The following is a 19,988-nucleotide window of genomic DNA, read 5'->3' on the forward strand; positions in this document are numbered from 1 at the left end:
CCCGCGCGCCCGGCTCTATCCTCCCCAATCTGACGGCCCGACCGGGGCCGCGGACGGACGGGGAGGAGGGGGCATGCGGGCGGTTCCTCTGGCGGCGCGCGTCTACATCCTGAGCGCCGCGCTCCTGGCCGCGGTGTGCGCCGCCCCGGCCCTGTGGCCCGCGGCGCATGTCTCATGGGCCACGGCCGCGCTGCTCGCCGCGCTCCACGCGGTCGTCGTCCGCAGGCCGCCCGGCTCCCTCCTGCTCAGCCCCGCGCTTCTGGCCGGGGCTTTTCTGCTGCCCGCGCCCGCCGCCGCGCTCGTGGCGGTGCCCGGCGCGCTGCTCGGACCCGTCGAGCGGCGCCCCGCCGGCGTACGGCGGCTGTGGCGCGCCGCGCGGCTCGCGCTCGCCGGATACGCCGCCTCGGGCGCCTTCGCGCTCTGCGGCGGTCGGGAGGCCCTGGCCGCCCCCGCCACCGCCGGTGCGCCCGATGTGCCGGGCGGCTTTCCGTACGTCCTGGTGCCCGCGGCCGTCGCCGCGCTCGTCCTGGGCCTGACCGCCGCCGCCCTGGAAGGCGGTGTGCTGATCACCGCCGAGGACCGCTCGCCGCGCGCCGCCTGGCGCGGCCGGGTGCTGTGCTCGGTCGTCCCCCATCTGGCGCACGGCCTGGCCGGGCTGCTCATGGCGGCGCTGTGGCGCAGCCCGTACGGGCCGCCCGCCGCGCTGCTGGTGCCGGTGCCGATGTACGTCTGCGCCCGCGCCTTCGCGCTGTGTCACCAGGAGCGCGCCGCCCACCAGGCCACCGTCCGCGCCCTCGTCCAGGCCGTCGACATCAAGGACCGTTATACGCGCGGCCACTGCGAGCGGGTCGGCCGCGCCTCCGTCATGATCGCCCGCGAGCTGGGGATGGGCGGGGACCGGCTGGAGGCGCTGCGCGTCGCGGGCGTCCTGCACGACGTGGGCAAGCTCGGCGTCCCCACCCGGCTGCTGCGCAAAAACGGTCCGCTGACCCCCGAGGAGCGCCGCGTCATCGAACTCCACCCCGAGTACGGGCACGAGATGGTGCGCGGCATCGGCTTCCTGGAGGAGGCGCGGGAGGCGGTCCTGCACCACCACGAGCGGCTGGACGGGAGCGGCTATCCCTATGGGCTCGCGGGGGCGGAGATTCCGGAGTCGGCGAGGGTGGTGGCGGTCGCGGACGCCTTCGACGCGATGACCTCGACCCGCGCGTACCGGCGGGCGCGGCCGGTGCCCGTGGCCATGGAGGAGCTCGAGCGGTGTGCGGGGGCGCAGTTTGACCCGCGGATGGTGGGGGCCCTGGCCCGCGCCCTGGACCGGTACGGCTGGCCTGTCCCCGCCCCGTCCCCGGCCCCGGAGGAGGCGCGCCACCTCGCCCCGGCCGGCCGGGAACGCGCACCGGGGCATTCGCCGGACCGGCGCGGAAACGTCCCGCCTGCGTCCCCTGAGACCGTGCCGGGCCGGGGCCCGGGCGGCTCCCGGCCCCGGGGGCTGAGCGCCTCGCGGCCCGGGCCGGGCGGTGGCACATGAGCCCGTGGCGGTGCGCCGTGCCGTGGCCCGGCGCGGGCGCGCGCAGGACGGCCGTCGGCGGGGGAGGTGCCGCGGCCCCGGGCCGGGCCGGTCGCCGCGGCGGACGCGAGGCCGGGCCCGGGCCGGAAGCCGGGCACCGGCCATGGTCCGGCCGCTCGGCGCGGCGGGGCCGGGGAGCGCTCACCGTCGTCGCGGTGTACGGCGCGGCCGGCGCGCTGGCCGTGGCCGCCGTCGCCTGGACGCAGTGGCGGGGCGTGCGCGAGCCGGGGACGGCGCTCGCCTTCGGGGCGCTGGTCGCGCTGGGGGAGGCCCTGCGGTGGGACGGGCGCGCGGGCCCGGCCGGGGCGCCCGGGCGGCCGGACGAGCCGGAGGCCGGGGAGCGCGAGCCCGCGCCCGTCGCCGCCGCCGGCGCCCTCGGCTACGCCGCCGTACTGGGGCGGCTGAACGGCCAGCCGGCCGCGCACGGCGTCCTCCAGGCCGTCGCCGTCATCGGCGCCGCCTCCCTCGTGGCGCTGCTGCCGCGCGTCGCGCTCGGGCGCCCGGTCGGCCTCGGCCTCGGCCTGGACACCGACCGCGCCGCGCGCCGGGTGCTCGCCGTCGCCTTTGTCGCGCTCTGCTGCCAACCGCTCCACCACACCGGCCGGTTGCCCGCCCTGCTCGACGGTCTCGACCGGCTGAGCGAGGGCTCGTATCTCGTCGTCTCCTCGCTGCTGGTCCTGGCCCTGGCCGCGCTCGGCGACGCCGCCCTGGCCGCGGCCCTGACCCGGGCCCGTACGGGCCGGCCGTACGCCCTCCTGCTGTGCGACGGACTGCGCGCGCTGCCCGGCGTGGGCGCCGCGGTCTGCGCGACGGCGGCGGCCATGGCCCCGGCGGTGGCCGTGGCCGGGCTGTGGGCGCTGCCGGTGCTGGCTGTGCCGCTGCTGCTCGTCCAGCACTCCTTCCGCCGCCGCGCGGCGATCCGGGCCACCCGCCGCCAGACCGTCGCCTCGCTGGCCAGGACGACGGAGACGGCCGGGTACACCCCCGCGGGCCACGCCCGCCAGGTCGCCCTCCTCAGCCGCGCCGTCGGCCGCGAGTTGCGGCTTTCCGGCCCGTCCCTGACCGTGCTGGAGTACGCGGCGCTGATGCACGACATCGGCCAGCTGTCGCTGCTCGACGCCGTGCCGGCCGGGGCCACCGAGCCGCTGCCGGAGGCCGAGCGGCGGCGGATAGCGCTGCTGGGCGGGGCCGTCGTCCGGCAGACCGGGGTGCCGGACGAGGTCGCGGAGATCGTGGAGCGGCAGGCGGACCCGTATCGGGAACAGCCGCTTCCGGCCCGTATCGTGCGGGCCGTGAACGCCTACACCGAGCTGGTGAACGCCTACACCGAGCCGGTGGGAGGTTCCCCGGGCGGCTCCCTGGGAAGCCCTCAGAAGGGCCGGGGCGCGGCCGGGCCCAGGGCCCTGGAACGGCTGCGGCGGGGCACGGCCCACGACTTCGACCCGGCCGTGGTGGAGGCCCTGGCCACGGTCGTGTCGCGTCCGGCGCCCGACCTGGTGCACGGCCGCCGAGCCGGCCGCGTACCAGGTCACCCGAGGTCTCCCGAAGCGAGAACTCGCGGGTAATGAGCGGCTGCCCCGAGAGGCATGGTTGGATGCGAAGAGAGGGGGTGTCGGGCCTATGGCCGGCGGCAAGGAGGTGTGGTGGGCATCGTCCCCGGGCCGATGTGTGAGGGGCCGGGCTGAGATGTCCGCGAATGTGTGGCAGGTTGTCGTCGAGGGAGGGCTTGTCCGTCCGCGAAGGCATCTGGTGCGGTACTACTTCGATACCGGCAGGCGGGAATGGTGAAGATCTTCGGCAAGGTGCGGCACCGGCCGTCCGCGTCATGGCGGCAGGCCACGGACCGCGCGTTCACGCTCATCGGAGACGGCCGGTACGAGGACGCGGGAGCTCTGCTGACCCGCGCCGCCGACCTGGAACCGTGGCTGTCGGAGTCCTGGTTCAACCTGGCGCTGCTGCACAAGTTCCGGCACGACTGGGAGCAGGCGCGCGCGGCGGGGTTGCGCGCGGTCGCGCTGCTGGACCGCGAGACCGGCGCCCCGGACTGGTGGAACGTGGGGATCGCCGCCACCGCTCTCCAGGACTGGCCGCTGGCGCGCCGCGCCTGGCAGGCGTACGGCCTGAAGGTGCCGGGCGAGGCCTCCGCGTCCGGTGAGCCGCTGGGCATGGAGCTGGGCAGCGCGGCCGTGCGGCTGTCGCCGGAGGGCGAGTCCGAGGTCGTCTGGGGCCGCCGGCTCGACCCGGCCCGGATCGAGGTGCTGTCCATCCCGCTGCCGTCCTCCGGGCGGCGCTGGGGCGAGGTGGTGCTGCACGACGGCGTTCCGCACGGCGAGCGCGTCACCTCCGCCGGCCCCGCGTATCCGGTCTTCGACGAGATCGAGCTGTGGGCGCCGTCCCCGGTGCCGACCTGGGTGGTGCTGCTGGAGGCCGCGACGGAGGCCGACCGGGACGCCCTGGAGCGGCTCGCGGCGGACGCGGGCTTCGCCGCCGAGGACTGGTCGTCCTCGGTGCGGCTGCTGTGCCGCTCCTGCTCGGAGAGCCGGATGCCCAGCGACGAGGGCGAGGGCGAGCACCTGGACCCGCACGACCACAGCGAGCCCGGCCAGCCCGGCCCGCTGGGGCACCGCATGGCGGGCTCGGGCTCGCTGTGGGTGGCGGAGCGGGAGTGCGGGATCGCCGCGCCGAGCGGGCTGGTGCGGGGGCTGCTGGACGGCTGGGTCGCGGACAGCCCGGACACCCGTGAGTGGCGGGACCTGGAAGAGGTCTGCTGACATACCCGCTCATCCGTCGCGGGCCTTACGACCTGGGGTGCGGCCGTTACCCTGTAGGGCGACGAGTGGCGGTTTTGAGGAAGGCGTGCGGCGGACGATGGCGCAGCAAGGGACTGAGCAGCGGGTGGACGACGAGTTCATCGTGGACACGGAGGACTGTGAGGAGCGCGAGCGCGCGTATCGCGAGCGCGGCACGGCCCGCCCGATCACGGTCGTCGGCAATCCGGTGCTGCACAAGGAGTGCCAGGACGTCACCGAGTTCGACGACAAGCTGGCCGCGCTGATCGACGACATGTTCGCCAGCCAGAAGGCGGCCGAGGGCGTGGGCCTGGCCGCCAACCAGATCGGCGTCGACCTGAAGGTCTTCGTCTACGACTGCCCGGACGACGACGGCGTCCGCCATGTGGGCGTGGTCTGCAACCCGGTGCTGGACGAGCTCCCGGCCGACCGCCGGGTGCTGGACGACTCCAACGAGGGCTGTCTGTCGGTGCCCACCGCCTACGCCGCGCTGGCCCGCCCCGACTACGCGGTGGTGCGCGGCCAGGACGCCCAGGGCAAGCCGATCGCGGTCCAGGGCACCGGCTACTTCGCGCGCTGCCTCCAGCACGAGACGGACCACCTCTATGGCCGTCTCTACATCGACCGCCTCTCCAAGCGCGACCGTAAGGACGCGCTGCGGCAGATGGCGGAGGGCACGCCGCGCTACGAGACGGTGCCCAACGACTGACGCCCGACAGGGCATACATACGGCGCGGCGCCCCCGGGAGATCCCAGGGGCGCCGCGCCGTATGCCGGGTTTGCATCAGAAGCGGCTCAGAAGTCGTCGTCGAAGGAGACCGAGCCCTCGACCGCCACCTGGTACGCGGAGGCGCGGCGCTCGAAGAAGTTGGTCAGCTCCTGGACGTTCTGAAGCTCCATGAAGGAGAACGGGTTCTCCGAGCCGTAGACCGGGGCGAAGCCCAGCCGGGCGAGCCGCTGGTCGGCGACGCACTCCAGATACTCGCGCATCGACTCGGTGTTCATACCCGGCAGCCCGTCGCCGCACAGGTCGCGGGCGAACTGGAGCTCGGCCTCGACGGCCTCCCGCAGCATGTCGGTGACCTGCTGCTGGAGTTCGTCGTCGAAGAGCTCGGGCTCCTCCTCGCGGACCGTGTCCACCACCTGGAACGCGAAGTTCATGTGCATGGTCTCGTCGCGGAACACCCAGTTGGTGCCCGTCGCCAGGCCGTGCAGCAGGCCGCGGGAGCGGAACCAGTAGACGTACGCGAAGGCGCCGTAGAAGAACAGGCCCTCGATGCACGCCGCGAAGCAGATCAGGTTGAGGAGGAAGCGGCGGCGCTCCTCCTTGGTCTCCAGCCGGTCGATCTTGTCGACCGAGTCGATCCAGCGGAAGCAGAACTCCGCCTTCTCCCTGATCGACGGGATGTTCTCCACCGCGGCGAACGCGGCGGCCCGGTCGTCCGGGTCGGGGAGGTAGGTGTCCAGCAGCGTCAGATAGAACTGGACGTGCACGGCCTCCTCGAACAGCTGCCGGGACAGATACAGCCGCGCCTCGGGCGAGTTGATGTGCTTGTAGAGGGTGAGCACCAGGTTGTTCGCCACGATCGAGTCACCGGTCGCGAAGAAGGCGACCAGGCGGCCGATCAGGTGCTGCTCGCCGGGGGAGAGCTTGGCGAGGTCGGCCACGTCCGAGTGGAGGTCGACCTCCTCCACGGTCCAGGTGTTCTTGATCGCGTCGCGGTAGCGGTCGTAGAAGTCCGGGTACCGCATCGGCCGCAGGGTCAGCTCGAACCCGGGGTCCAGGAGGTTCTTGACGCGTTCGGGGGCGGTGGTCACTGGCAGGCCTCGCAGGACTCGGGGTTCTCCAGGGAGCAGGCGATGACCTCGGGGTCGACGGGCGCCTGCTGAGTGGGGATGGGCACGGTGGCGGGGGCGGCCGCGCGGGCCGACTGGGCGATCCGGGTCGCCGGGCGCGAGCGCAGGTAGTACGTGGTCTTGATGCCGCGCTTCCAGGCGTACGCGTACATCGAGCTGAGCTTGCCGATGGTGGGCGAGGCCATGAAGAGGTTCAGCGACTGGCTCTGGTCGAGGTACGGGGTGCGGGCGGCGGCCATGTCGATCAGGGCGCGCTGCGGGATCTCCCACGCCGTCCGGTACAGCCGGCGTACGTCCTCGGGCACCCAGGAGAAGTCCTCGACCGAGCCGTTGGACTCGCGCAGCGCCTCACGGCTCTGGGCGTCCCACACGCCGAGCTTCTTCAGGTCGTTCACCAGGTAGGAGTTGACCTGGAGGAACTCACCACTGAGCGTCTCGCGCTTGAAGAGGTTGGAGACCTGCGGCTCGATGCACTCGTAGACGCCCGCGATCGAGGCGATGGTGGCGGTCGGCGCGATGGCCAGGAGGAGCGAGTTCCGCATCCCGGACTTGGCCATCCGCTCGCGCAGCGCTGCCCACCGCTCGGGCCAGGTCGCCACCGCGTCCGTGTAGTGGTCCGGGTGCAGCACACCGCGCGCGGTGCGGGTGGCGGACCAGGCCGGGTGCGGGCCGTGGCGCTCGGCGAGGGCGCAGGACGCCTCGTACGCCGCGAGCATGATGCGCTCGGAGATCTGGGTGGACAGCGCTTGCGCCTCGGGCGAGTCGAAGGGCAGCCGCAGCCGGAAGAAGACGTCCTGGAGGCCCATCAGGCCCAGGCCCACCGGGCGCCAGCGGGAGTTGGACGCCCCGGCCTCCTCGGTCGGGTAGAAGTTGATGTCCACCACGCGGTCGAGGAAGGTGACGGCGGTGCGGACGGTCGCGTCCAGCCGCTCCCAGTCCATTACTTCTTCCCCGGCGCCGCCGTCTTTGCCCAGGTGCGCGGCCAGGTTGACCGAGCCCAGATTGCACACGGCCGTCTCGCCGTCGTCCGTGACCTCCAGGATCTCGGTGCACAGGTTGGAGGAGTGCACGACCCGGCCGGGCTCGGCGGTCTGGTTGGCGGTGCGGTTGGCGGCGTCCTTGAAGGTCATCCAGCCGTTGCCGGTCTGCGCGAGGGTGCGCATCATCCGGGCGTACAGCTGGCGCGCCGGGACGGTCTTGACGGCCAGCCCGTCCGCCTCGGCCTTCCGGTACGCGGCGTCGAACTCCTCGCCCCACAGGTCGACCAGCGCGGGCGCGTCGACCGGCGAGAACAGCGACCAGTCGGCGTCGGCCTCCACCCGGCGCATGAACTCGTCCGGGATCCAGTGCGCGATGTTGAGGTTGTGGGTGCGGCGGGCCTCTTCGCCCGTGTTGTCCCGAAGCTCCAGGAACTCCTCGATGTCCGCGTGCCAGGTCTCCAGGTACACACAGGCCGCGCCCTTGCGCCGGCCGCCCTGGTTGACGGCGGCGACGGAGGCGTCGAGGGTGCGCAGGAACGGCACGATGCCGTTGGAGTGGCCGTTGGTGCCGCGGATCAGCGAACCGCGGGCGCGGATGCGCGAGTAGGACAGGCCGATGCCGCCCGCGTGCTTGGAGAGCCGCGCGACCTGGTGGTAGCGGTTGTAGATCGAGTCCAGCTCGTCCAGCGGCGAGTCCAGCAGATAGCAGGACGACATCTGCGGGTGGCGGGTGCCGGAGTTGAACAGCGTGGGGGAGCTGGGCAGGTAGGACAGTGTGCTGGTGAGCCGGTACAGCTCGGCGACGTCGTCCAGCGCCCGCTCCGAGTGGTCCTCGGCCAGCCCGCAGGCCACCCGCAGCAGGAAGTGCTGCGGGGTCTCGATCACCTGGCGGGTGATCGGGTGGCGGAGCAGATAGCGGCTGTGGAGGGTGCGCAGCCCGAAGTAGCCGAAGCGGTCGTCGGCGCCGTCGGCCAGCGCCCGCTCGACCAGCGCGTCCAGGCGGGCGGCGTGGGCGGTCACGAACTCGGCCGTGCCGTCCGCGATCAGGCCCTCGCGGTGGCCCACGGCCACCGAGGCGGAGAAGGAGACCGCGCCCTGCCCGGCCGCCTCCTCCGCGATGGCGAGGGTCAGCAGCCGCGCGGCGAGCTTCGAGTACTCGGGTTCTTCGGCGATCAGACCGGCCGCCGCCTCGGTCGCGAGGGTGCGCAACTCCGCCTCGTCCGAGCCGGGATGGCGGCCGCGCAGGGCGGCGGCCGCGACCTTGCCGGGGTCGGTGGCGGGCAGGTCGGCGGTGAGCTCCGTCAGGGTCCGCAGCAGGGCGGTCCCGGGCGCGTCGTCCGCTGCCTGAGTAGCCGCTGCCTCTGAAACCGGATCGGCTGGCGCGATGGTCACTGAAGTGTTCTCCCTCGCTCGGCTGGGGGCCGGGCGGGTGGTACGCGATGGGCGCGTGCGGGCATGCCGAAACCGCCAAGGGCATACCGCACAGCGTCCATCGGCCCAACCCGCGGGGCCCGGACGTATGAGACGGCTGTCGGCAGGTCCTCGGACTCGCGGGTACGCAAAAGCGTACGCGTACACCGTTGCGGGACAGTTCCGGATTCGCACCGGATTCCCCTGCGGCGACAGCGAGCATGAGCATACATCTTGTGGTGGCGAGCGCACGCGCCCCCACATGTTGTGTCGCGAGGTGGAGTGTTTCGTACGAATGTGCTATTCAGTGCCGGACTTGGCGCGGTCTTGGCGCGCGCTTGGCACAGGCCTGACGCAGGCCCGAGACAGGCCTGACGCGGGCCCTGGGGCGTGCCCCGAGGTGCCCCGAGGTGGCCCGGCAGAGGCCGGCAGGGGGCCGGTACGGCCCCGGCGCGGCCCCGGTGCGGGTCCGGCGCGGACGGTCGGGCGCGAGCCCGGCAGGGGCCCGGCAAGGGCCTGCGCCGGGCCCGGCGCGGCGCCGGGTCGCCTTTAAGCGGGCGCCGTTGCCCGCCACTCCGCGAGGGTACGGGCCAGCCTGGCCCGGTAGTCCGCGTAGCCGCGCTCGTATGCCTCGGCGCGCTCCGCGTCGGGTACGACAGTACGCGAATCGGCTCGCCATTGTGCCGCGTCCACCGGGTCGCCCAACGCGCGCCAGGCGACCGCGACCGCGCCGCGCGCCCCCACCTCGGGCTCGTCCGGGATCCGCACCGGCCGCCCCAGGACGTCCGCGAACAGCTGGGTCCAGGCGGCGGACCGGGTGCCGCCCCCGCAGGCCGCGAGCGTCGCGCTCAGCCCCGCGGCCTCCAGGCAGTGGCGTGCCGCGTACGCCACGGCCTCGCAGGCGGCCCGGACGGCGTCCGCGCGGGTCGTGGCCAGGGTCAGGCCGTCCAACCGGCCCCGCGCGGCGGGCTCCACGAACGGGGCGCGCTCGCCCGCGTCCGACAGGAAGGGCAGCGCGGTGACCCCGCGCGCCCCCGGCGGGCTGTCGGCGAGCAGCGTCTCCAGATCCGCGGTGGTCGCCCCGGTGAACTCCAGGACCCACTCCAGGGCCGCCGTGCCCACCATGGCGGGCATGCCGCGCAGCCAGCGGTCCCGGTCGGGCGTGCACAGCCACATGCCCGCCGGGTCGGCCGCCGGGTCGATCCGCGCGCTGTCGGTGAGGACCTGGCTGGCGAGCGTGGTGCCCACGATCAGCAGCCCGTCGCCCACCTCCGTCACGCCGCTGCCGATCGCGCAGGCCGGGAGGTCGTACGGGCCCGCCGTGACGGGCAGTCCGGCCGGCAGCCCGAGCAGCTCCGCGCCCGCGTCGTCGAGCCGCAGGACGGTGCCGGGCGCGGCGGGCGTCGGCAACAGCCGGGCGTATTCGGCGATTCCGCACGCTTCCAGGGCATCGGGGACGTATGCGCGTGTGGTCACGTCCAGGAAGGGCATGGACGCGTCCGAGGCGTCCACGCCGATGACGCCGGTGAGCCGCTGGGCCACCGCGTCCACGCAGTAGCCCGCGACCTCCGCGCGCGCCAGGGCCTGTGGCTCGTGGTCGGCCAGCCAGCGCAGCAGCGGCGCGTGGCAGCCGGGGAACACCCCGGAGCCGGTGAGCCGGTAGAGGTCGCGGATGGTGCCGTCCTCGCCCCAGCGGGCCACGGTGTCGTTCGCCCGGCCGTCCATCCAGGAGATCGGCGGGCGCACGGCGCGGCCCGCCGCGTCGCGCAGCCACAGCCCGTCGCCCTGCCCGGTGAGCGCGAGCGCCACCGGGGCCTCCCGGCCCTTCGCGGCCAGGGCGGCGGTCACCTCGCGGACCACCTCGGCGACCGTGCGCAGCACGTCCTCCAGGTCCTGCTCCACCCGCCCGCCGGGCAGGCGGTCGAGCCGGCTGGGACGGCTGGCGGCCGCCAGGGACCTGCCGTCCCGGCCGAAGGCCACGGCCTTGGTGACGGAGGTGCCGACGTCGACTCCGAGGACGATGCTCATGACGTGGGCCCTCCTTGGGGGCGTCGACTGCGCGGGTTTGTGCGGGGCTGTTGTGCGGGGGCCGGGCTGGGCCTGTCCGGCGGATCTTGCCGCCGGACACCTCCTAGCCCGTGGGCTGGTTCGCGGGGTGGGCGAGCTTTTCGCCGCGGGCGTAGCGGCCGACCTCGGCGGCGGTGATGGCGGCCGCGCGGTGCGCGGTCTGCCGGGTGGCGCCGGCGAGGTGCGGGGTGGTGACGACGTTGGGCGCGGAGTGCAGCGGCCAGTCGGCGGGCGGCGGTTCGAGGTCGTACACGTCGAGGGCGAGGGCGCCGAGCCGGCCGGAGCGCAGCGCCTCGGGCAGCGGGGCGTAGTCGAGCAGGCCGCCGCGCGCGGTGTTCACCAGCACCGCGCCGGGCCGCATCCGGGCGATCCGGTCGGCGTCGATGAGCCCCTGGGTCTCGGGGGTGAGCCGGGCGTGCAGGCTGACCACGGAGGAGCGGGCGAGGAGTTCGTCCAGCTCGACCGGGACGACGCCGTCCGCGCGGGCGGTCTCGGGGTCGGTGTACGGGTCGGCGATCAGCACCCGGGCGCCGAACGCGCGCAGCACGCGGGCGACGATCCGGCCGATGGCCCCGTAGCCGACCAGGCCGACGGTCGCGCCGTCCAGCTCGATGCCGCCCTCCTCGTACGCGTAGAAGTCCCCGCGCCAGCGGCCGGCGCGCAGCTCGGCGTCCGCCGTCGGGATGCGGCGCATCGCGGCGAGCATCATGCCGACCGCGAACTCGGCGGCGGCGGTGGCGTTGCGGCCGGGCGCGAAGCTGACGGCGACGCCGGCGCGGGTGGCGGCCGGCAGGTCGACGTTGACCGGGCCGCCGCGGGAGACCGCGACCATACGCAGCTCGGGGCGGGCGGCGAAGACCTCGGCGGTGAACGGCGCCATCTGCGTCACGCACACCTCGGCCCCGGCCAGCGCCTCGATCAGCTGCTCCTCGGTGCCGCTGGCCTCGATCACCCGGCTCGCCGGGCCGCCCACCGGGCCGAAGGGCTCGTGGGGCCACGGCAGCGTCAGCTCGGCGACGTCGACGTCGATGTCCTCGAGCCCCGGCTCGTCGCGGAGCGCGGCGATGATGAGGTCGGGGCGTACGAAGTGGTCTCCGGCGGCGAGGACACGCATGGGTGGCCTTTCTTCGGCGTTCCATCACAGAGGCGACGCTAGATTTAACATCGTTGACGTGACAAAGCAATGGCCCGCGCGTCGTGCGGGCCGAAGGGAGGAAGCGTCCTGTGACGGCTCGCCTACTGCTCGTCCGCCATGGAGAGACGGTGTGGCACGCGGAGAACCGGTATGCCGGGATCTCGGACGTGGCCCTGACGGAACGGGGATTCCGGCAGGCGGAAGCGCTCGCCCATTGGGTGAAGGGGCGCGAAGTAAACGTGGTGGCCTGCTCCCCGCTGAGCCGCGCCCGGCTCACCGCGCGCCCGGCCGCGGACGCGCTCGGGCTCGTCCCCGAGATCGTCGAGGACCTGCGCGAGGTCGACTTCGGCTGGGGCGAGGGCCGCACCATCGCCGAGATGGAGGCGGAGGACCCGGCGGCCGTACGGGCCTTCCGGGCGGACGCGGAAGCGGGCGCCTTCCCCGGCGCGGAACCGCCGGGCGCCGCGTCCGCCCGCGCCGCGTCCGCCCTGCGCGGGCTGGCCGCCGCGCACCCGGGCCGCACGGTGCTCGTCGTGGCGCACAACTCCCTGCTGCGGATGGCGCTGTGCGCGCTGCTGGGCATCCCGGTCGGCCGCTACCGGCAGGTCTTCCCGCGGCTGGACAACGCGGCGGTGAGCGAGATCGAGGTGGCAGGCGAGAGGACGGCGCTGCGCTCGCTGAACGTACCGACGGGCGCGGTGGCCACGAGCGCGGGGGCCACGGGGGCGGTGGCCACGAGCGCGGCGGCCACGGGGGCGGCGGCCACGAGCGCGGGGGCCACGGGGGCCGCGCCCGCCGGGGACGCGTCCACCGGCCGTGGGGGAGAATCCGCCCCATGACCACGACCGGCGCGTCCGACGTCCCGCCCCGCTCCCAGGCCGCACGCAGACAGACCATCACCGAGTACGTGCTGGCGCACTCCACCGCCACCGCGGCCGAGCTCGCCGAGCTGGCCGGCGTCAGCCTCATGACCGTGCACCGGGACCTGGACGAGCTGGCCAGGCTCGGGGTGGTGCGCAAGTTCCGGGGCGGGGTCTCGGCGCTGCCGTCGTCGGTCTTCGAGTCCAGCCTGGACTACCGGATGGGCGTGAACCGGGCCGAGAAGGAGGCGGTGGCCGCGGCCGCCGCGGAGCTGGTCGAGCCCGGCATGTCGATCATGTTGGACGACTCCACGACCGCCCTCGCCCTGGCCCGGCTCCTCGTCGACGCCGCCCCGCTGACCGTGGTGACCAACGCCCGGCGCGTGGTGGAGGTGTTCGCGGGGGTGGAGCAGACCCGGCTGATCGGCCTGGGCGGGGAGTACTCGCACACCCACGACTCCTTCCTCGGCGTGCCCTGTGTGGCGGCGATCGAGGCGCTGTCGGTGGACATGGTGCTGGTCTCCACCTCGGCGGTGGACGCGCACACCACCTACCACCAGGAGCAGGACGTGGTGCTGGTGAAGCGGGCGATGCTCGCGGCCGGAAGCCGAAAAGTGCTCCTTATGGACGCGTCGAAGACCAGGCGCACCGCCCTGCACCGCCTCTGCCCGGTCGACGAGTTCGACCACCTGGTGGTGGACGGCGGAGTGGACGCGGCGCTGCTGGTGGAGCTGCGGGAGCGCACGGATGTGAGGGTGGCGGGGGCGCGCTCTTAACGTCTCCCGTGTTAACTTCACTTCGCACATGAGGCTGGTGGGCCTTGGGCGCGCCGGGGAGCCCCCAAGGCCCACCGTTGTACGGCCGCGCCGCGCGTCGAAGGAGCCGACCGCTATGAGCACAACGTCGCCCTCCCTGGAGGTCGTGGCAGGCATCGACATCGCCACGGCGGCGGTCCGGGTGGTGTGCGTCGACGCGCAGGGCCGGATCCGCGCGGAGACGCGCGAGCCGCTGCCGCCGCCCCGGCGCGGCGCGGGCGGGCGCAGCGAGCAGGACGCGCGGGCCTGGTGGCCCGCCGTCGCCGCCACGCTGCGGCGGGCGACCGCGGCGCTCCCGTCGGGCGGCCGGGAGGTGGTGGCCGTCGCCACGTCCGCGACCTCGGGCACGGTCGTCCTGGCCGACGGCGCGGGCGAACCGGTCGGCCCGGCCCTGATGTACGACGACCGCCGCGCGGCCGAACTCAACGCCCGCGCCCAGCGCGTCGGCGCCCCGCGCTGGCAGGCCCTCGGCCTCTCGGTCGGCCCGACGGCGGCCCTGGGCCGGATCGCCTGGCTGGCGGCGGAGGAGGAGGGCGACGACGGCAAGCTCCTCCACACCCCCGACCTGATCGGCCGGCGGCTCACCGGAGGCCCGGTGGCCACCGACTGGAGCCACGCCCTCAAGAGCGGCTACGACGCGCGCCTCGGCGAGTGGCCCGCCGAGGTCCTGGACGCGCTCGGCGTACCGCCCGGGTGGCTGCCGCCCGTGCAGCCGCCCGCCACCGAGGTGGGCACGGTGTGCGCGGCCGCGGCACACGAGACCGGGCTGCCGGTCGGCTGCTCCGTCCGCCTGGGGATGACGGACGGCTGCGCCGGACAGATCGCCACCGGGGCCGTCCGGCCCGGCCAGTTCGTGGGCGTCCTCGGCACCACGTACGTCCTCAAGGGCGTCACCCGCGAGCTGGTCCACGACCCGACCGGCGCGCTCTACAGCCACCGCCACCCCGACGGCTGGTGGCTGCCGGGCGGCGCCTCCAACACCGGCGGCGAGGCCCTCGCGCACGTCCCCGCCGACCGCCTCCCCGCCCTCGACCGCGCCGCGGCCGCCCGCGGCCCCGCCTCCGTGGTGACCTACCCCTTGCGCCGCGAGGGCGAGCGCTTCCCGTTCGTCAGCGGCGAGGCCTGCGGCTTCGTCCTCGGCACCCCGGCCGACGAGGCCGACCGCCACCGCGCCGAGCTGGAGGGCGTCGCCTTCCTGGAACGCCTCGCCATCGAGCGCGTACGGGAGCTGGGCGTACCCGTCGAGGGGCCGCTGTGGGCGGCGGGCGGCGGCAGCCGCAGCGCCCTGTGGACCCGCGTCCGCGCCACCGCCCTCGGCATGCCCCTGCGCGTCGCCGACCACGCCGAAACCGCCTTCGGCGCCGCGCTCCTCGCTGCCTCCGGCACCCTCCACCCCGACCTGGCCGCGAGCGCCGCCGCGATGGTCCGTACGGGCCGGGACATCGACCCGGACGAGACCGAGCGCGCCGCGCTCGACGAGTCGTACGCGGCCTTCACCGCCGCCCTGCGCGAACGCGGCTGGCCGGCGTAGTCCGGCCTCCTGCTGTAGTCCGGCCCTCGGAATCGCTCCCCGGGCTCCCCCGGTACCCACTGTCGAACGGAGTCAAGTCCGACCCCTTGACGGAGGCTTGGTCTATACCTAGCTTCTCCTCCGCCCCCACTTGTCATGTATGTGACTGGGATTCGGGTCCACAGACAGATGCCCCGGCATCTGCCGCCGAGAGGAGAACCCTCATGCGCGAGACCGCTCAGCGACCGACCCACCCGCGAAGCCCCCGCCGGCGAAGGATTCCCGCACTCACCGCCGCCGCCCTGTCCGCCGCCTGCCTGGCCGGTGCCCTCGTCGGCCCGGCCCAGGCCCAGGCCGCGAAGACGGCGTCCGCACCGCGCTCCGCCGACAAGGCCGCCGCGCCCGCCGCGTTCACCCACCCCGGAGTCCTGGTCGGCCGCTCCCAACTCGACTTCATCCGGGGCAAGGTGCAGGCCGGCTCGGCGCCCTGGAAGGGGGCGTACGACGCGATGATGGCGAGCAAGTACGGCTCGCTGTCGTACACGCCGAAGCCGCGCGCGGTGGTGGAGTGCGGCCCGTACTCCGACCCCAACTACGGGTGCACCGACGAGCGGCAGGACGCCATCGCCGCGTACACCCACGCGCTCGCCTGGTACGTCACCCGCGACGACCGCTACGCGAAGAAGGCGATCGAGATCATGGACGCCTGGTCGGCCACGATCAAAGACCACACCAACAGCAACGCGCCCCTACAGACCGGCTGGGCCGGATCCGTGTGGCCGCGCGCGGCGGAGATCATCCGCTACACCTACACCGGCTGGCCGAACGTCAGCCGCTTCGCGACCATGCTGCGCAACGTCTACCTCCCCAAGGTGATCAACGGCTCGAACAGCAACGGCAACTGGGAGCTGTCCATGATGGAGGCCGCCGTCGGCATCTCCGTCTTCCTCGACGACCGCGCGAGCTACGACAAGGCGGTCGCCCGCTATCTGAACCGGACCCAGGCCTACGTCTACCTGGAGTCGGACGGCGCCCTGCCCAAGACCGTGCCGGGCAGCGGGCTGGACACCAAGGACAAGATCGTCAAGTACTGGCAGGGCCAGTCCACGTTCGTCACCGGGCTGACCCAGGAGACCTGCCGGGACCTCACCCACACCGGCTACGGCATCTCCGCGATCTCCCACGTGGCGGAGACCTCCCGGATCCAGGGCGAGGACCTCTACCCGAAGGTCGGCGAACGCCTGCGCCAGGCGCTGGGCTTCCAGTCCAAGTACGATCTCGGCGCGTCCGTGCCGTCCTGGCTGTGCGGCGGGACGCTCAAGGACAAGCTGGGGCCGGTCACCGAGGTCGGGTTCAACGCCCTGCACAACCGCCTCGGCTACCCCATGGACAACACCCAGAAGCTCACCGAGCAACAGCGCCCGGCCGGCACCAACAATCTCTTCGTGGCCTGGGAGACCCTGACCCACGCCGACAACTCCGGCTGAGCCGACCGTGTCCCGCCGGTCAGCCGCCGAGGAGGAAGGCCAGCGCGTCGGCGGCGAACCGCCTGTCGGTGAACGTCGCGCCGTGGCCCCTGCCCGGGTAGCTGATCAGGCGGGCGCCGGGGATCCCCGCGACCGTCTGGCGGGCCAGCTCCAGCGGGTAGACCACATCCTTCTCCCCCTGGATCAGAAGCGTGGGGGCCTTGATGTCGTCCAGCCGCCCGCGCAGGTCGAAGCCGTCTTCGGCGCCCAGCATGGTGGCGGCGTCGGTATGGTCCTTCCGGCCGTCGGCCAGCCATCCCAGCGCCCTGACGAGGGTGCGGCCGACCGTCGACTCGGTCACCAACTCGGCCAGGGCCGGGCTCGGGCGCTCGCCCCGCCGCGCGCGGTCGATGTAGGCGCGCTGGGCGCGCCTGCCGATCGGCCCGAGCGTGCAGGCCGTACCGCCCAGGACCAGGCGGGCGACCAGTTCGGGGCGGTCGGCGGCGAGCTGGAGCGCCGCGGAGCCGCCGCTGGACAGGCCCAGGACGTTCACCGGGCCGGTGAAGGTGGCCTTGAGCGCGTGGGCGTAACAGTCGGCCAGCTCGGCCATCGTCGTGGTGGGCGGCAGCCCGGGCGGCCGGTTGAGGACATGGACGGTGAAGTGCTCGGTGTAGGGCCGGACCGTTCGCATCAGGTAACGGCGCGCCAGTCCGGTCGGGTTGGCCGCCTCGGGCGTGAAGAGCAGGACGATCAGCGGCGGCCCGGCACCGATCGACAGACAGGGCAGCCCGTTCATGACGGCGAGGCTCCCTCCGCCGTGTGCGAGGCGGCGATCAGGGCGGCGCCCAGCTGTACGGCGACGAGCTTGCGGAGCTCGACGGGCAGGCCGGGGGAGTCCGCCTCGGCCTGGCCGTACCACTGGTCGAAACGCTCGGTGAGGGCGCGGTGCTGCTCGCGGATCGCCGGTGTCAGGTTTCCGGCGGCGAGTTCGGCGTCGAGCATGCGCAGGAACACGCCGAGGAGGCGAAGGCGCAGTAGGTGTGTGGTCTGGTGGCTGCTGAACTCCTCGGCGACGGTGGCCGGGCGGCCGAGGCCGGGGCCAGGGCCGGGCCGGGATTCCTCCAGTTCGGCCATCCTGCGGAAGGTCTCCAGCGTGCTCTCGGTCGAGCGGCGGAACGGCGAGGGTACGGTCAGGTCGTCGGAGACGGCCCGCATCGCCGCCTTCAGCGTCTCGATCAGCTCGCGCCGCGCCACCGCCGCCTCGGCGACGACCTCGCCGTACGGCCGGTCGGTGGCGCTTCGGTCGGATACGCGGTCGTCGGCCCAGTACGGCACCTCGGCCACGAGGTGGAGCGCGCCGAACCTGGCCGCGTAGTCAGCGCTGCTGCCGCCCGCGCCGAAGGCGGCGCCGACGTGGGCCCCGGACGGAGTCAGGTAGACGGCGGGGGCGATCGGCTTGGCGCCGGGCAGTTCCGGTTCGCCGTGGTGCAGCGGGAGGCCTTCCTCGCCTGGCAGTTCGGCCAGCCGCTCGGCGAGCGTCGGGTTGTCGCGGTTGAGGTAGAAGAACGCGCCGTGGTACTCGCCGTTGTGAAGGGAGTAGACCAGCGACGGCCTCACCTCGTCCATGAGCCGCATCAGCGCCGCCGTCTCCGGCAGCGTGCGGTCGAAGCGGTAGTCGCCTTCGGCCAGCGGAAACGTCCACTCGACCTGTTCGGACAGGTCGGGGCGGAAGAAGTGCCGGACGTAGCCGCGCCGGTCGCCCGGCCTGCTGTACCAGGGCTCGTTGAGCCTGGCGCCGTCCGGGTCCGCGCACGGGACGAAGTGCCAGCGGTGGCCGAGCTCCGCCCGCAGCTCGGGGTCCTCGCACAGCAGCTTGATCAACGCGCTGACGGTGAGGCCGCCGACCGGCTCGTTGGGGTGCGGTCCGCCGATGACCACCGCGTCCGCCGGTCCGTCGCCGACGGTCAGCGCGCGCAGCGGTTCGCCCAGGCGCGAGGTGCCGATGCGGCGCAGTCGCACCAGGTCGGGGTGGGTGGCGGCTAACGCATCCAGCTCGGCGTGCATGGCGTCGACGGACGGGAACGCGGTGGAGCCGGGGACCCGGCTCAGATACTCCCCTGTATTCATAATGGAGTTACCGTAATAATGAGATTATGAGAATGACAAGGGTGGAGGCCAAGCAGCGCAACCGGCGGGCCCTCCTCGACGCCGCGCGCGGCATCGTCGCCAGAGACGGCCACCGGGCCAGGCTCGAAGAGATCGCCGAGCGGGCCGAGTTGACCACCGGAGCGATCTACTCCCTCTTCGGCAGCAAGAACGGCCTGCTGATCGCGCTCGTCGCGGACCACCTCGGCCCGCACGACGAGGGCTTGGAGCGGCTCCTCCCCGCCGAGCTCGCGCTCGTCGACGCGGTCGACGCCTTCGCCCGCCACTACCGCCGCCTGTGCGACGACCCCGACGCGCTGCGCCATCTCTCGTTCGAGATCAGCTTGCAGGACCTGGCCCTGCGCGACCCCGAGTTGCAGCCCAGGCTCGCCGCGTCCGTCCGCGCCCACGAGGAGCGACTGGCCGGGCTCTTCACCGGCCGGTCCCATGACGGCTCCGCCGTGACGCCGCCCCAGGCACAACGCCTGGCCACCGCGGTCAGGGGGCTCCTGGTCGGCCTCAGCCAGGGAGTCATCCTCGGCCGGATCGACGCGGCCCCCGAGGACTACTTCGCCGACACCGCCCGCGCCCTGGTCACCCCGGACGTGCTCGGCCCGCCATGACACCGTCATGGGTGCGGTTGTGGTGAGTATGGGACAGCGACACGCCGTCGCGACGGCGTGTCGCTGTCCCATACTCACCACAAACCGAGGCCTCGGTGTCAGGCCGTGAAGAAGTCCGCCAGAGCGCGCGCTACTGCGGCGGCGTCGTTCTCCATGGGAATGTGGTCGGCCCCCGCGACCCGGACCAACCCGGTGTGCGGCATCTCGGCGGCGAACCGCCGGCAGGCCACGGAAGCCCCTGCCCGGCTACAGCTCAACGGTGAACGCCCACAGCGTGATCCCCGGTATCGGCTCCCAGTCCCGCTCCGGGGCCCGTACGAACCCCAGCCGCCCGTACAGCCGGTGCGCGGTGGTCATCTTCTGCTGGCTACAGATCACGATCCGTTCGAGGCCCAGCTCCAGCCCCCGCTCCAGGCACGCCCGCACCAGCGCCTCCGCCGCTCCCCGCCGCCGTGCCTCCGGCCGCACGGCCAGCATCCGGAACTCGCCCTCGCCCGGGCGGGCCAGATCCGTGTACGCCCCGCCGTGCCCGGTGAAGGCCACCGCCCCCAGCACCTCGTCGCTCCCCGCGTCGGCCGCGACCAGGACCTCCGCATGCTCGGCCCGCCGCCGGACGTCGCGCAGCTCGCCCTGATACCAGCCGCTTTCGTCGAATTCCAGCAGCCCGTCCGCGAGGTACGCCCGCGCGGTGAACTCGCCGATTTCGTCGAGCTCCTCGTCCCGCGCCCGCCTGATCATGATGTCCATACCAGGCAGTGTGGCGC

The 19,988-nt window shown here is 73.8% G+C and carries 17 protein-coding genes and 1 riboswitch; of the genes, 9 read left to right on the forward strand and 8 right to left on the reverse strand.

Annotated features, from left to right (window positions below; all coding sequences use genetic code 11):
* Positions 1 to 73 precede the first annotated feature (73 nt).
* The 4 genes from ACZ4WQ_RS18500 to def all read left to right on the forward strand — a co-directional run bounded on the left by ACZ4WQ_RS18500 (position 74) and on the right by def (position 5,065).
* Entirely contained in the window at positions 74 to 1,528 is a 1,455-nt protein-coding gene (locus ACZ4WQ_RS18500) for an HD-GYP domain-containing protein (protein WP_398371215.1), read from the forward strand.
* Positions 1,525 to 3,132 carry an HD-GYP domain-containing protein gene (locus ACZ4WQ_RS18505; protein ID WP_398371217.1) on the forward strand — a complete coding sequence of 536 codons (1,608 nt, stop codon included), beginning with the start codon at positions 1,525 to 1,527 and terminating at the stop codon, positions 3,130 to 3,132. Before ACZ4WQ_RS18500 ends, ACZ4WQ_RS18505 begins: the two co-directional genes overlap by 4 nt.
* Before the next feature lie 219 nt (positions 3,133 to 3,351).
* Positions 3,352 to 4,338 (forward strand): tetratricopeptide repeat protein, encoded by a 987-nt coding sequence (locus tag ACZ4WQ_RS18510; RefSeq protein ID WP_043486837.1) that lies wholly within the window; start codon positions 3,352 to 3,354, stop codon positions 4,336 to 4,338.
* A 97-nt stretch (positions 4,339 to 4,435) separates the two neighbouring features.
* Positions 4,436 to 5,065: a peptide deformylase gene (gene def, locus ACZ4WQ_RS18515; protein WP_311729765.1), complete on the forward strand. Its 630-nt coding sequence runs from the start codon at positions 4,436 to 4,438 to the stop codon at positions 5,063 to 5,065.
* Positions 5,066 to 5,151: 86 nt separating this feature from the next.
* On the opposite strand, the gene ACZ4WQ_RS18520 is transcribed toward def, so the two are convergent.
* From ACZ4WQ_RS18520 to ACZ4WQ_RS18535, 4 genes are all read right to left on the reverse strand, one after another.
* Positions 5,152 to 6,108 carry a ribonucleotide-diphosphate reductase subunit beta gene (locus ACZ4WQ_RS18520; RefSeq protein ID WP_311729857.1) on the reverse strand — a complete coding sequence of 319 codons (957 nt, stop codon included), beginning with the start codon at positions 6,106 to 6,108 and terminating at the stop codon, positions 5,152 to 5,154.
* Between the two features lie 62 nt (positions 6,109 to 6,170).
* The gene (locus ACZ4WQ_RS18525) at positions 6,171 to 8,585 is read right to left on the reverse strand and encodes a ribonucleoside-diphosphate reductase subunit alpha (protein ID WP_361183303.1); all 2,415 of its coding nucleotides are present in this window, start codon (positions 8,583 to 8,585) and stop codon (positions 6,171 to 6,173) included.
* A 124-nt stretch (positions 8,586 to 8,709) separates the two neighbouring features.
* Positions 8,710 to 8,832, reverse strand: a riboswitch (cobalamin riboswitch).
* Between the two features lie 320 nt (positions 8,833 to 9,152).
* Positions 9,153 to 10,631, reverse strand: a complete 1,479-nt coding sequence (locus ACZ4WQ_RS18530) for an FGGY family carbohydrate kinase (protein ID WP_398371220.1) — start codon at positions 10,629 to 10,631, stop codon at positions 9,153 to 9,155.
* Positions 10,632 to 10,734: 103 nt separating this feature from the next.
* Positions 10,735 to 11,784, reverse strand: coding sequence for a 2-hydroxyacid dehydrogenase (locus ACZ4WQ_RS18535; RefSeq protein ID WP_311729768.1), 1,050 nt, complete (start codon positions 11,782 to 11,784; stop codon positions 10,735 to 10,737).
* A gap of 110 nt (positions 11,785 to 11,894) precedes the next feature.
* On the opposite strand from ACZ4WQ_RS18535, the gene ACZ4WQ_RS18540 reads away from it, so the two are divergent.
* From ACZ4WQ_RS18540 to ACZ4WQ_RS18555, 4 genes are all read left to right on the forward strand, one after another.
* On the forward strand, positions 11,895 to 12,644 hold the full coding sequence (locus ACZ4WQ_RS18540) for a histidine phosphatase family protein (RefSeq protein ID WP_468022292.1): 750 nt from the start codon (positions 11,895 to 11,897) through the stop codon (positions 12,642 to 12,644).
* The gene (locus ACZ4WQ_RS18545) at positions 12,641 to 13,441 is read left to right on the forward strand and encodes a DeoR/GlpR family DNA-binding transcription regulator (protein ID WP_311729770.1); all 801 of its coding nucleotides are present in this window, start codon (positions 12,641 to 12,643) and stop codon (positions 13,439 to 13,441) included. Before ACZ4WQ_RS18540 ends, ACZ4WQ_RS18545 begins: the two co-directional genes overlap by 4 nt.
* A 115-nt stretch (positions 13,442 to 13,556) precedes the next feature.
* Positions 13,557 to 15,011 carry an FGGY-family carbohydrate kinase gene (locus tag ACZ4WQ_RS18550; RefSeq protein ID WP_398371225.1) on the forward strand — a complete coding sequence of 485 codons (1,455 nt, stop codon included), beginning with the start codon at positions 13,557 to 13,559 and terminating at the stop codon, positions 15,009 to 15,011.
* A gap of 203 nt (positions 15,012 to 15,214) precedes the next feature.
* The gene (locus ACZ4WQ_RS18555; protein WP_398371227.1) at positions 15,215 to 16,477 is read left to right on the forward strand and encodes an alginate lyase family protein; all 1,263 of its coding nucleotides are present in this window, start codon (positions 15,215 to 15,217) and stop codon (positions 16,475 to 16,477) included.
* Positions 16,478 to 16,496: 19 nt separating this feature from the next.
* Here the strand turns inward: ACZ4WQ_RS18555 and ACZ4WQ_RS18560 are convergent, their stop codons facing one another.
* Positions 16,497 to 17,252, reverse strand: coding sequence for an alpha/beta fold hydrolase (locus ACZ4WQ_RS18560; protein WP_398371229.1), 756 nt, complete (start codon positions 17,250 to 17,252; stop codon positions 16,497 to 16,499).
* Complete coding sequence (locus ACZ4WQ_RS18565; RefSeq protein ID WP_398371231.1) at positions 17,249 to 18,583, reverse strand: M14 family zinc carboxypeptidase; 1,335 nt, start codon at positions 18,581 to 18,583, stop codon at positions 17,249 to 17,251. Before ACZ4WQ_RS18565 ends, ACZ4WQ_RS18560 begins: the two co-directional genes overlap by 4 nt.
* A 32-nt stretch (positions 18,584 to 18,615) precedes the next feature.
* Between ACZ4WQ_RS18565 and ACZ4WQ_RS18570 the strand changes: the two genes are divergently transcribed.
* Positions 18,616 to 19,224, forward strand: coding sequence for a TetR/AcrR family transcriptional regulator (locus tag ACZ4WQ_RS18570; protein WP_398371831.1), 609 nt, complete (start codon positions 18,616 to 18,618; stop codon positions 19,222 to 19,224).
* A gap of 98 nt (positions 19,225 to 19,322) precedes the next feature.
* Here the strand turns inward: ACZ4WQ_RS18570 and ACZ4WQ_RS18575 are convergent, their stop codons facing one another.
* Positions 19,323 to 19,454 (reverse strand): hypothetical protein, encoded by a 132-nt coding sequence (locus ACZ4WQ_RS18575; RefSeq protein ID WP_398371233.1) that lies wholly within the window; start codon positions 19,452 to 19,454, stop codon positions 19,323 to 19,325.
* 16 nt (positions 19,455 to 19,470) lie between these two features.
* On the reverse strand, positions 19,471 to 19,971 hold the full coding sequence (locus ACZ4WQ_RS18580; RefSeq protein WP_398371235.1) for a GNAT family N-acetyltransferase: 501 nt from the start codon (positions 19,969 to 19,971) through the stop codon (positions 19,471 to 19,473).
* Between the last annotated feature and the right edge of the window lie 17 nt (positions 19,972 to 19,988).

The sequence above is a fragment of the Streptomyces sp. NPDC028305 genome (genome assembly GCF_055569495.1).

What these genes read in the sequence shown, in the direction of transcription:
- ACZ4WQ_RS18500 (WP_398371215.1), top strand. Translation starts at nt 74, where the DNA reads ATGCGGGCGGTTCCTCTGGCGGCGCGCGTCTACATCCTGAGCGCCGCG.
- ACZ4WQ_RS18505 (WP_398371217.1), top strand. Translation starts at nt 1,525, where the DNA reads ATGAGCCCGTGGCGGTGCGCCGTGCCGTGGCCCGGCGCGGGCGCGCGC.
- def (WP_311729765.1), top strand. Translation starts at nt 4,436, where the DNA reads ATGGCGCAGCAAGGGACTGAGCAGCGGGTGGACGACGAGTTCATCGTG.
- ACZ4WQ_RS18520 (WP_311729857.1), bottom strand. Translation starts at nt 6,108, where the DNA reads ATGCGGTACCCGGACTTCTACGACCGCTACCGCGACGCGATCAAGAAC.
- ACZ4WQ_RS18530 (WP_398371220.1), bottom strand. Translation starts at nt 10,631, where the DNA reads ATGAGCATCGTCCTCGGAGTCGACGTCGGCACCTCCGTCACCAAGGCC.
- ACZ4WQ_RS18535 (WP_311729768.1), bottom strand. Translation starts at nt 11,784, where the DNA reads ATGCGTGTCCTCGCCGCCGGAGACCACTTCGTACGCCCCGACCTCATC.
- ACZ4WQ_RS18545 (WP_311729770.1), top strand. Translation starts at nt 12,641, where the DNA reads ATGACCACGACCGGCGCGTCCGACGTCCCGCCCCGCTCCCAGGCCGCA.
- ACZ4WQ_RS18550 (WP_398371225.1), top strand. Translation starts at nt 13,557, where the DNA reads ATGAGCACAACGTCGCCCTCCCTGGAGGTCGTGGCAGGCATCGACATC.
- ACZ4WQ_RS18555 (WP_398371227.1), top strand. Translation starts at nt 15,215, where the DNA reads ATGCGCGAGACCGCTCAGCGACCGACCCACCCGCGAAGCCCCCGCCGG.
- ACZ4WQ_RS18560 (WP_398371229.1), bottom strand. Translation starts at nt 17,252, where the DNA reads ATGAACGGGCTGCCCTGTCTGTCGATCGGTGCCGGGCCGCCGCTGATC.
- ACZ4WQ_RS18565 (WP_398371231.1), bottom strand. Translation starts at nt 18,583, where the DNA reads ATGAATACAGGGGAGTATCTGAGCCGGGTCCCCGGCTCCACCGCGTTC.
- ACZ4WQ_RS18570 (WP_398371831.1), top strand. Translation starts at nt 18,616, where the DNA reads ATGACAAGGGTGGAGGCCAAGCAGCGCAACCGGCGGGCCCTCCTCGAC.
- ACZ4WQ_RS18580 (WP_398371235.1), bottom strand. Translation starts at nt 19,971, where the DNA reads ATGGACATCATGATCAGGCGGGCGCGGGACGAGGAGCTCGACGAAATC.